Origin of the sequence: Carboxylicivirga taeanensis (genome assembly GCF_051851475.1) — a bacterium.
Taxonomy (GTDB): domain Bacteria; phylum Bacteroidota; class Bacteroidia; order Bacteroidales; family Marinilabiliaceae; genus Carboxylicivirga; species Carboxylicivirga taeanensis.
Map to the genome: position 1 here is coordinate 34,960 of NZ_JBPUSJ010000015.1, position 12,545 is coordinate 47,504.

Here is a 12,545-nt window from a genome sequence, read left to right on the forward strand (position 1 = left end):
ATCAAAGGATTGATTTTTTTAACACTAACTAATAATTAATTATTATGAAAAGAAATCTAAGTGCAAAACGGCGTTTATCAAAACTACGCCGGCTTGGAAGTGCAGTGTTGACATTTATTCTAATATTGTTAACATCTGCAAATTCTTTTGCCAAAGAAGACGGGGAAGAATTTGGGTCTTTTAAACTGGCAAAATCGGATATTCAACAGCAGAGTTCTGTAAAAGGAGTGGTAGTTGATGCGAAAGGTGAGCCCATTCCAGGGGTTAATATTTTTGACAAGCAAAATCCATCTAATGGAGTGATAAGTGGTATTGATGGTTCATATTCTATTGAGCTAAGTAATTCAAATTCAGTTTTGGTATTTTCTTTCATTGGATTTGAGGAGCAGGAAATTAGTGTTGCAGGTAGAAAAGTCATTAATGTTACAATGGCTGAACAATCTATAGGACTTGATGAAGTTGTGGCCATTGGATATGGTAGTAAAAAGAAAGTTAACCTTACAGGATCAGTGGATGCTGTAACAGCAGATGTAATTGAATCAAGACCAGTGAGTAATACTCTAGACGCCATACAAGGAACTATGCCGGGGGTAGTTGTAACGCGTGGGAGTGGTCAACCAGGTGGTGGAGGATATAACATTAAAATTCGCGGCTCTGCATCTGTGAATGATAATAATCCATTAGTATTGGTTGATGGTATTCCGGGCTCATTGAGTACGGTTAATCCAAATGATATAGAAAGTTTTACTGTATTGAAAGATGCATCGGCAGCTATTTATGGAGCTAGAGCAGCTGGTGGTGTAGTTTTGATTACTACTAAATCGGGAAAGAAAGGGAAGCCTACAATTCGAATTTCCTCATATGGTGCGATTAAAAAGCCACTAAATATTGTTGAGTATCCAGATATGTATGAGTTTGCTTTAATGGATAATGAAGGTAAACGAAATAATGGTCAGCCAATATTTTGGACTGCTGATCGATTGGAAAAAATCAAAAACGGTGCTGCTCCAGAGATTTATCCTGGTGATCAATCCGGTAATTTGTATTTGTTTTATGGAACAACAGATTGGATGAATGAAGTGTTGGGGAATGGATTTCAACAAAATCATAACGTTAATATTTCTGGTGGGGGAGAGTATACCAATTATCTTTTTTCACTAGGCTATTTAAGTGAAGATGGCTTAATTAAAAATGCACCAGATAAGAATGAACGCTATAATATGCGGATGAATTACTCTTATCGATTATTCGATAGGTTAACTGTTGACACAAGGGTTGCCTATGAAAAGGAATTAACTAAGGAAGTTATTAATTTGAACCGTGTTCTTGCTGGGGCTCATGATACACCAATTAATTTTCCTGTCAAAACGCCAAAAGGTAATTGGTTTAGTCAGTGGGGATATGCAAATCCTGCAATGATTGCTAAAGAAGGGTCACCCAAAGTGTATGATCTTAATCGCTTACGTACTAATATCAAATTAGACTTAGATATAGCTGAAGGATTGAAGTTAATCGGACAATCAGGTATTGATTTCACTATATACGACACTAAAACAGAGGTGCGTAACTTACCTCAATACTTTTATAGTGATGTCTTATCCGGATATGATTGGAACACTAATCCTAATTGGGCTGAAAATACATTTTTCAAGTCTACATATAAGAATTTTTCTACAATGTTGGAGTACAAAAAGTTGTTCTCTGATAAACATGACCTGGGACTCATGGCTGGCGCATCACACGAAGAATATGATCGCGAACGTTTTGGTGCGAAAAGAGATAATTTTATAAGTAATGAGTTGTTTGCTTTAAATTTAGGAGACACAAAGAATCAAACAAACTGGGGAGATGGATATCATTGGGCTATTGAATCACTCTTCTCTCGATTCAATTATTCATTCAATAGTAAATATCTCTTTGAAGCTGCTTTCAGGTATGATGGAAGCTCTCGCTTTTCTCCAGAAGAAAGATGGGGACTTTTCCCAAGTGTTTCAGCCGCCTGGAGGTTATCAGAAGAAAACTTCATAAAAAATTTGGGTGTTTTTGATAATTTAAAACTAAGAAGTAGCTGGGGTCAAACAGGTAACCAGGAAGGGGTTGATTTGTATGATTATGTGCAACTCATAGCTATTTCTGGTATTTATCCATTTGGAAATGGTGAAAAGGCTCAAAAAGCTTATCTAGATGGTATGGTTTCGAAGTCAAGGACATGGGAAACCGTTGAGAACTTAAATTTTGGTTTGGATGCAACTTTCCTTAATAGTCGGATGGATATGAGTTTTGATTACTTTATCCGAACGAATAAGGATATGCTTATTGGAGTATCATTGCCAAAGGTATTAGGTGACAATCCTCCATTTACAAATAATGGAGAATTAGAAGTAAAGGGTTGGGAATTGTCTTTAGGTTGGAATGACAAGGTCAAAGACTTTGAATACTCAGCTGCTTTTGTTGTTAGTGATTATAAAACAGAGGTTGTTAAGCTGGGAGGTGTTGATGCAGCAAAAGAAGGTTGGGTAAAAGCACGACAAGGTTATGCTATGAACTCTTATTTTGGATACGTTTTTGATGGTATAATACAGACAGAAAGCGAACTTGCAGAATACAAAAAGTTGGAAGGAGTTCCTGGGTATATTGGCGTGGGTGATGCTAAATATAAAGATTTAAACAACGATGGGAAAATATCCTTAGTTGATGAAGAGGGTAAAGATGCCGACATTAAGTATCTTGGAACAACCGATCCGCGATTTAATTTTGGTCTTAACCTAAATGCTAAGTATAAAGGGTTTGATTTAGGCGTTATGCTGCAAGGAGTTGGTAAGCGAACATCTTTCTTTGAAGGAAATGCTCAAATACCTTTTATAAATTTCTGGAACCGACCACATAAGATGTACTATGAAACTACTTGGACTCCTGAAAGGACAGATGCAAAGTATCCACGTATTAGTCAAGGAGATATTCGATGGTGGAATTATAGAAGGTCGACAAATACTTCCGTTAACACTGCTTATATGCGCTTAAAGAATCTTCAAATCGGATATACTCTTCCAAAATCAATTTTTACAGGAACACCAATTGAGAAAGCGAGAATTTATTTCAGTGGACAAGATTTGTGGGAGATCCATAGTATGCCTGGTGGATTAGATCCGGAGGATAATTCATATGGCACTAATTACCCATTCTCAAGAGTGTTTGCTTTTGGTGTTGATATCACATTATAAATGAAAAGGATAAAGAAGATGAAAAAATATATTATAATTCTGATAAGTCTGATCAGTTTCGTGAGCTGTGAAAAAGATTTGGATCTTTTCCCTAAAGATCAACTATCTGATGGTTCTTTCTGGAAAACAGAAAAGGATTTCCAACTAGCCGCAAACGATTTATACTCAGCTTTATTAGCTCCAGGGTATTATGATAATAGTTCAGATATATCTTTTGGTCAAAATGGGAACTCAAGAAGTAATGGCTCTTATTTAGCTCCACCAACGTCATCTCTTTGGAATGACTCCTATAGTGAAATCCGAGGCGTAAATTACATAATTCAAAAAGGTGCTGAATTTGAGTCCGATAATGGAATTCAAAGGTATGTGGGAGAAGCCTTGTTTTTTAGAGCATATCATTATTTCAATTTAGTAAGAGAATTTGGTGATGTGCCATTGATAACCAATGTACTTGATATTAATTCAGAAGAGTTATTCGGAGGTAGAACTTCTCGTGCTGAAGTAATCAAATTGGTTTTGAATGATTTGGAACTTGCATCCTCAAAACTACCTAAACATGGTGAATTACCAGCAAGTGAAATAGGGCGAATTACTGAAGGTACAGCTTTGGCACTTAAATCCAGAGTAGCCTTATTTGAAGGTACCTGGCAGAAATTCCATAATGGTAGTGCTGCCACTGAATATTTAACATCAGCCGCTGATGCAGCTAAAAGAGTAATAGATAGTAAGCAATATGATGTCTATACAGCATATGCAGATAGTAGTTATAGGATGTTATTTATTGATGAAGGTGAGGATTGTAATGAAGTTATTTTAGCACGTAGATATAATAAAAAGTTACAAATCACTCATAATTATACTCGTTGGTTAGATCTTGGAGTATATGATCCTACAAAATCAATGGTTGATTCCTATCTTTTTACGGATGGCTTGCCAATGAATAAAACTAGCCTGTTTGAAGGTTATGCAACAATGACATCTGAGTTCGCGAATCGAGATCCTAGACTTGAATTATCAGTTTTTAAGCCCGGTACTTTTTATGTATCAGCAGATACAGAAGGTCCCCGTTATCCGATGTTTGAAGGAAATGGCGCTACCAAGACTGGTTATATGATTAGAAAGTTTCGCTCTAGTGATAAAGATGCATTATTAGGTCAAGCAAACTATGATTATATAAATATCAGATATGGTGAGGTATTATTAAACTATGCCGAAGCACTTTTTGAGTTAAATGGTGAAATTTCAGATGCTGAATTGGATTTATCAATAAATAAATTGCGGGCTCGCGTTAAAATGCCTCGTTTAACAAACGCATTTGTAGCAAATAATGATCTTGATATGCGAGAGGAAATACGCAGAGAAAGAAAGGTTGAATTAGCCTTTGAAGGATTTAGGTTTTGGGACCTGATGAGGTGGAAAGTGGCAGAATCTGTATTGCCCAAAGCAATGTTGGGAGTTAAGTTTGAAGGTACAGAATACCAAGAAAAAAATCCAACTGTTGCTATTGGATCAACAATTTTTGTAAATCATGAAGGTTTTATAATTGCAGAGCCTGCTGCAAACAGAAATTTTGATCCACAAAAAAATTACTTAAGGTCGATTCCACTACAAGAAATTAGTAAGAATCCAAATCTATTACCTAATAACCCCGGATGGGAATAAGTGTGGATGTTAGTTTGTAAGAGGAGACAACCTATCACTTTTAGTGATAGGTTGTTGTTATTTAGTGAATTAAGTTATTTGTTAAATTATATTCTTTGTTAAATTTTTATAGAACTGAAATTGATTTTAGGACACGTTTAATTAACATTTCTGTTTATTTAATATTGATATATGTTTATGTAGGCTGCAATAGGATGATTATCTGATATTGAGTTTGTTTCTATTATTTATACGTGGCTTATTATGTACTAAAATTATAGTATATCTGCATACTGCTGTTGCAAGGAGGAGAATCATGAGATTTGTGGGAAGGAATTTATTAAGGTATGAATTATAGGAATGTATGGGACAAAATGTCAATCGTATTTAAAGGTTATTATCAAAACAAAACAATTGAAGTAATAAGGCGAATCGGTTTAAGTTATAACCTAAACTTTAAAAAGGTATTAATTCTATGTGTGCTAATGTTGTTATTGATAGTTAATAAGTCCTATGAACGTATCTTAATGAAGATGAAAGGTGTAGCGATAGAATTTAAAAATGGAGAGGATAAGTTGCTAAATAATTGTAGTGGTCGCTATCGAATTAGTACAAAAATGCCATCCCATTTGCGTCTCAGGAAGTAGAGTATCCTGTTTGTGATGCTGGATTACAAAAAATAATAAGTGATGTATCCACAACTTATATAAACAAATTGATTAACTGTTGAATAGGTAAATGGCAATATCAATTTGTCAATTTGCAATAGTTGATAAGCAATGTTAAACGTGTTTCAACTAATAAAAATAGTTTTTCGAATGTTTTCCAGGTAATTAATATCGGTTTAGAAGCATCATTGGAAACTATTAAAAAGACGTTGATTAAGAAATTCAATTAATAAATCTAAAGAAACAATGAAGAACATTTTATTTTTTGCATGCACTTTATTTGCAGTTGTTGCCTGTAAACCTAAGGAAAGTACAAATAAAGAAGTAGAAGGAGCAGCTGTCCCTTACATTAAGGGAGAGAGCAAATTAATGATTGACCCAAAGCCATCGCCCGATTTTGACGATAATAGATGGTTTACCAACGATCACTGTTTTATAGAGAAAGATGGGGTGTTGCACTGGTTTGGCATTAACAATCCCTATCCGCCTCAAGGCAAGGATTTGTACCGTTACCATCCTTACCTGGGTCATTGTACCACATCTGGCACTATTGAAGAGTGGAAACGAGAACCGTTTGCCATCGATGAAAGTAAAGGAACAGAGTATGTCGGTGCCCCTTTTGTTGTGTGGCATCAAGAGAGTCAGCGTTATGCCATGGTGGTAGAAGTATGGCATGAAACAAGACGCTTACAGGTGTATTGGTCAGATGATTTATACGACTGGAAACCACAGGAAGGTTATATACTGCCGGAGACCTTATGGATAGGTACCCGGGATCCACACATCATGAAAGGGACAGATGGAAAATACTGGATACATGTGGTAGGTACTGGTAATAAAGGTGTCAAACAGACACAGGTGATCCGCATCAAAACAAAGGATTTTGTTAATTTTGAGGAGCCGGAAACCATTCTTGGCATTGATGACTGTACTTGGGCAACATTAATTGAATCTCCGTTTTTATTGGAGCGAAATGGCCTTTGGTATCTTTTCTTTACTTATGCCCATCGCAGGTATGCTGAAACGTTAGTAGTTGTTTCAGACAATCCCGATCATTTCAAGTATGAAAAAAATACTATTACCACCTTGTTTGGACATGCGGCTGAAATATTTGAATACAAGGGTAAAACCTATATTACCTCTTGTGGTCCTGAAGATCAGCACTACCTAAATAGTCATGGCATAACGGTTGCTGAACTGGGGTGGACTAAGTAATCATAAAGGATTGAAGTGATGAAGAAAATCTTAGGAATTTTAGCTCTGTTGTTGGGCACTTTAGTGGCTAAAGGCGCTGATGATGAGTTGAAATACATTGGCATGCCTGTAGGTGGTATTTGCGCCGGCCAGGTATATCTGGGAGGTGATGGTCAACTGTGGTATTGGGATATTTTTAATGTGTCACAAATTAATCCGGGTGGGCCTGGAGATAGGTATTACTTGAATCCACTCACCCAGGAAAAAAAGTTCGAAAATGGATTTGGATTAACAATCAAAGAGGGTGAGCGTATACATCAGAGAGCCCTCAATAGCACTGGGTTTTCCGATATTCAATTTGAAGGGCAATATCCGGTAGGAAAAGTGAGTTATGCTGATCCGACCTTACCTGTAGCTGTATCTTTAAAGGCCTATTCGCCATTCATACCGGGTGATGCAGAGAATTCAGGCTTACCGTTGACGGTTTTGGAATATACCATCACCAATGAAGACGCAAAGGAATTAGATGTTGAGATTTCGGGGTGGTTACAGAATATGGCTGGGTTTCAAACCGGAAAAGGTCAGAGTGAAGTGCATGTGAATAAGGTTGTTGCTGATATGAAAAATCCTCAACTGATGTGCCAAATGGGAAGTGATAAATACAAATCACAGTTAGCAGATTGGGGAAGTATGAGCCTGACCTTACTTGGAGAAGGGAAGGCGTATGCTAAAGCAAACCGAACAAAGGGGCTGAGTATTTACGCTGGTAATTCTGATAACTCGTCAGAAGAAGTTCCTCTGGGAGAGGTATTAGTGGGAAATGTTACTGGTAAAACTATTTTAAAGAAAGGAGAGAGCAAAACTTTCACTTTTCTGTTAAGCTGGTATTTTCCAAATATTCACCTATGGGATGGCGCTCATCATTGGAAGAATATTGAGAATCTGCGTCATTACTATTCCTCGAAGTTTACCGATGCTGCAGATGTATGTAATTATGTTGCTAAAAATGACTGGTTGTTAGAAACAACCAAAAGATGGAATGAGACCTGGTATAATTCAACTTTACCGAATTGGTTTTTGGATCGTACATTCTTAAATGTGAGTACATTGGCAACAACAGCATCTATTCGATTTGATGATTTAACAAATAATCCAGAAAATGAAGGACGTTTTTATACAATGGAGGGTGTGTATCTTGGGGAAGGAACCTGTACCCACGTTTTTCATTATGAGCAAGCTTTAGGACGTGTGTTTCCAAACTTAGCACGTCAATTACGCGAACAGATTGATTTAGGTTTATCATTCAATGATGGTATAATAAAATATCGAGGTGAGTTTAGTGGAATGGGGCGCCATGATGGGCGTGGTTTTGCAATTGACGGGCATGCTGGAACAATTATGCGTATTTATAGAGAACATTTAATGTCTTCTGACAGTAAGTTTTTATTGCAAAATTGGCCAAAGATAAAAAAAGCTATTCAAGTCATGATTGACCAGGATAAAGCTAAGACAGGAAGAGCTGATGGAATTCTGGAAGGCAAACAATATAATACACTCGATCGAACCTGGTATGGTAAAATAACGTGGATAAGTGGTCTTTATGCTGCATCATTAAAAGCTGGTGCTGAAATGGCCAAAGAGGCTGGTGACGCAAGATTTGCAAAAGAATGTAATGCTATTGCAAAAATGGCATTTAAAAATATTTCGACTGAGTTATTTGATGGTGAGTATTTTATTCAGAAGCTCGATCCTGAACACCCTGAGGCTCCTAATACTAATTTGGGTTGTCATACCGATCAGTTGCTCGGACAATATTGGGCCAGTCAGACAGGTTTGGAACATATTGTGCCACAGAATCAAGTGAAAAAAGCACTTCAATCAATCATGAAGTATAACTTTGTTGATCATTACGGTGCATATATTGATACAGCAGCTATACCAATTAAACGTTGGTATGCAGATGATGATGAAGCCGGTATAATTATGTGTACTTTTCCAAAAGGAGGTACTAATAAGGCCCCAGGTTTGATTGCGAATGAGTGGGAAAAACTCGTGATCGGATATTTTAGTGAGATCTGGACGGGACAGGAGCATCAATTAGCTGCTACGCTAATTTCTGAAGGATTGGTGGATGAGGCAATGAAGGTGGAGAAAGCCCTTCATGAACGTTATTCAGCAGCAAGACGTAATCCATACAATGAAATTGAATATGGAAATCATTACACACGTGCTATGAGTGGTTATGCACCTTTTATCGCAGCCAGTGGTTTTACTTATCATGGACCTAGAGGGGTAATTGGTTTTGATCCTAAAATCAATCCTGAAAATTTTAGATCAGCGTTTATCACAGCTGAGGGGTGGGGGACTTTCTCTCAGGAAAGGACAACTGGACTCCAAGTTTATCACCTTCAGGTGAATTATGGAACTCTCAACCTATGCCAGCTAAAGCTACAGACCAAAGATTCAGATAAAATATCTAAAATAGAAGTATTGAAGAATGGAAGTAAGTTGAATGTGAAGGTTTCTCAAAAGGAACAGTTAATCATGGTAGATATGAAGAATATTACCTTGCACTGCAATGATAAAATAGATATCAAAATAACAAATTAAAAAGGTTTGGATGAAAATACCGTTAATATTGTCCATAATGATTCCCTTTATGCTGATAGCATGTAAGGGAGCAAAAAGAAGTAATGAGGATGGGGATATGAAGATTATGAAACCAATAATAAGCAGTGATTGGCAGCATATTTTTAATCCAAACGATTCTCGTTCGGAGATTGATACAACCTGGTATACCAATGACCATTGTTTTGCTAAAGGGCCTGATGGTAAATGGCATGCGTATGGTATAATTGGGCATAAACCCATTAATCCATGGACCGGTGAGACCCGTTTTTTTCACATCTCTGCTGAAACGTTTAATCAGAAAACATGGGCTGATCACGATTATGCGTTGGAAGCAAAAGCTGGTGTAGAGCGTGTATTGTGGGCACCGCATGTATTTCATGAGGCGGGAAGTGATACTTGGCAGATGTATTATAATATTGGTAATCGCCAGCCTGATGCACCTAATTATGCCAGCTGGGGGCAGTTGTGTAGGGCCGATTCCAAGGATATGTTTAATTGGGACCGTTATCCGCTAAATCCGCTTTTCAGTGATCCCGGGCATGCACGCGATTCCTACATTTTGAAAAGTAATGGTCAATATTACTTTTATTATACTCGCACGTTAAACGAAGTAGACCTCAGATCGACCGTGGCAGTCCGTACTAGTCCGGATTTAAAGCATTGGAGTGGTCCAAAAATTGTGCATACCCAACCATTAAAATGTGATTGGGGAGGTGACTGTGAAAGTCCATTCGTGGTTGAAAAAAACGGTATATATTATTTATTTATATGTAGGGCAATGACAGCATACAATCAGACACATGTATACTGGTCAAAAGACCCGATGAATTTTCCAAAGGAAAACTTTGTATGTGAATTGCCAACTCATGCTTCCGAAATAGTAAAAGTATCAGAAGATGAGTGGTATATATCTAATACAGGCTGGGATAAGAAAGGAGTATATATCGCGACTATGGAGTGGGAGGAGTTGTAAGTTCTTTTTACTTAATATCAAAAATCTTGCGCGTGTCAGTTAATGGCACGCGTTTTTTTATTAGAAATTTTCTGAATAAGTAGAAAGGTTGAAGCCTTATTTTCTTACGTTTTAGGACGAAAATTTTGATAGCAAATAATGCAAGAGTACCGATTGCGTAATTCATACATTAGTAACTCGTAAAATGCTACTAATTGATATGGTGTTCGTTGTTTAAATGGCGCCATACGAATCGTTTGATGTGATAGGTGCTTTTTGGGAATTAATGTGATGCGACAATATGTATCCCTGCAGGATAGTTATGAACCTTTTGCATCTACAGAGGTGAAGGTGTGTCAGGATTATATAGATAATTAAATTATTGCATGCTGAAACAACTAGTTATTAGTCATTATAATTTCAGTCTTGTTTATTAAAGCTATTTTATTTGCTAAAACCTTTTAGCTTTAAATATTTATCTTTTATTTTACACAAATTCAGGTTAGTTAACAAGTCTAAGCTTCGGTACATGAAAGATGAACAATTACAAATTTTAAGGCTAATTAAAGGAGATAAAAAGGCCTTTAATACAATCTATCGAGAGTATCATCAAATGCTATATTATATTAGTATTCAATATCTAAGAAGTCATGAGGATGCTTTAGAAGTTGTTCAAGAGGTATTCGTTAAATTATGGGAAAATAGAACGGATATTAGGGAATCAGCAAAGTTACGTAATTACTTATATACATTAACAAAGAATAATTGTCTGGATATATTAAAGATGCGTGAAAGGCGAATGCGAAAAAATGAAGAGATTCGTTGGGTGGAGATGCACTTTCAATATGAAGCAATGCTAAGGTTTTCTTTTACTCCAATTGAATTTGATGAGCTTAAGCAAAAAGTGGATGAGGCGATAAGTAACTTGCCAGAGCATGGCCGTGTAGTTTTTAGGATGAGTCGATTTGAAGGTCTTAAGAATAAAGAGATAGCCGAAAAACTAGGCGTCTCAGAAAAAACTGTAGAAGCACACATGACTAAATCACTCAAAAAACTTCGAGAAGAATTAAGATGGTACTTACCAATACTATTGTTTCTAAATCAAAACTTTTTGTAAAAACTAATTTTCTCATTAGGGTAAAAATACTTTCGGTCGTAAAGTATATAAATGCAGAAGAATTATGAGCTTGGATAAGACGGATATAATTGACAAGGTATTGAGAGATGAGCTTTCTGAGTCTGATTTACGCCTTTTCTATGAGGAGTTAAAAGATGATGAGCAATTGCGAGTTCAATATTATATTCAGAAAAGTTTGTGGGTTAAATTAGGAATATGTCAAATTGAGCCATTGAACAATGCATCTGTCAATATAGCGGATGTCTGGCAGCGAATTAGGGTACGAAGGGGGAGACGAATTCTAAACCATATAAAAAAATATGCTGCGACTCTTTTAATTGGATTATTGATCGGTTCAGTTGTGGCTCATCTTACAGGTTTATGGCCGCGAGTTATGAAGAAAGGATCAGAAGCAGCAGTCTTTTCCTTTACAACGGGAGATAAAAGTTTTAGCACGCTTAAACTGCCAGATGGATCAATGCTCACATTAAATGCCAATTCAACTGTGACCTATCAGGACAAAAATCAAAGGTATGTTACACTATCTGGAGAGGCCTATTTTGATATTTATCATGATCCAAACAAACCATTTGTGATTGACTTTGGCAGAATGCAAGTAGTTGATTTGGGGACAAAATTCAACATAAAAGCAGATGAACAGAGTAATTTGATTGAGACCACGCTACTTGAAGGTGATGTAGATGTTATTGTTGATGAAGACAAGATAACAAGCTTAGAACCCGGACAAATGGCAACCTATCATAAGATAAACAATACGGTTGTTTTGACTCGGGCAGATTCGACAGTAGTCATGGGGTGGAAAGGAAAGCGATTTGTATTTAAAGGGCAGACCTTGCAGAGTATAATGGATGAACTGGGTGCCTGGTATAATATAGAAATTGAATGGGCGAGTGAAAAGAGTGCAGCGGAAAGGATTTACTTGAATATTGAGCGTTACGAATCAATTGATGACATATTAGAAGTAATCGCAATAAAATTTGATTTAAAATTTGAGTATGAAAAGAATAACGAAGGAAAAAACAGAATTGTAATTAGATAGTATTTATACAAATCTAGAAGGAAACAGAATAGTGACATAAGTAAAGCCGGATATGGCTGCA

General features: G+C 36.6%; 7 protein-coding genes. All 7 read left to right on the top strand.

The window, feature by feature from the left end:
• The first annotated feature begins 44 nt into the window (after window positions 1-44).
• On the top strand, window positions 45-3,221 hold the full coding sequence (locus ACSX1H_RS16780) for a SusC/RagA family TonB-linked outer membrane protein (RefSeq protein WP_439185392.1): 3,177 nt from the start codon (window positions 45-47) through the stop codon (window positions 3,219-3,221).
• Window positions 3,222-3,239: 18 nt separating this feature from the next.
• Window positions 3,240-4,883, top strand: coding sequence for a RagB/SusD family nutrient uptake outer membrane protein (locus ACSX1H_RS16785; protein WP_439185393.1), 1,644 nt, complete (start codon window positions 3,240-3,242; stop codon window positions 4,881-4,883).
• An 893-nt stretch (window positions 4,884-5,776) separates the two neighbouring features.
• Entirely contained in the window at window positions 5,777-6,745 is a 969-nt protein-coding gene (locus ACSX1H_RS16790) for a hypothetical protein (protein WP_439185394.1), read from the top strand.
• Between the two features lie 18 nt (window positions 6,746-6,763).
• Entirely contained in the window at window positions 6,764-9,334 is a 2,571-nt protein-coding gene (locus tag ACSX1H_RS16795; RefSeq protein WP_439185395.1) for a GH116 family glycosyl-hydrolase, read from the top strand.
• Between the two features lie 10 nt (window positions 9,335-9,344).
• Window positions 9,345-10,328 carry a glycoside hydrolase family protein gene (locus ACSX1H_RS16800; RefSeq protein WP_439185396.1) on the top strand — a complete coding sequence of 328 codons (984 nt, stop codon included), beginning with the start codon at window positions 9,345-9,347 and terminating at the stop codon, window positions 10,326-10,328.
• Window positions 10,329-10,836: 508 nt separating this feature from the next.
• The gene (locus ACSX1H_RS16805; RefSeq protein WP_439185397.1) at window positions 10,837-11,424 is read left to right on the top strand and encodes an RNA polymerase sigma-70 factor; all 588 of its coding nucleotides are present in this window, start codon (window positions 10,837-10,839) and stop codon (window positions 11,422-11,424) included.
• Between the two features lie 64 nt (window positions 11,425-11,488).
• Window positions 11,489-12,484 carry a FecR family protein gene (locus ACSX1H_RS16810; RefSeq protein ID WP_439185398.1) on the top strand — a complete coding sequence of 332 codons (996 nt, stop codon included), beginning with the start codon at window positions 11,489-11,491 and terminating at the stop codon, window positions 12,482-12,484.
• Window positions 12,485-12,545 lie beyond the last annotated feature (61 nt).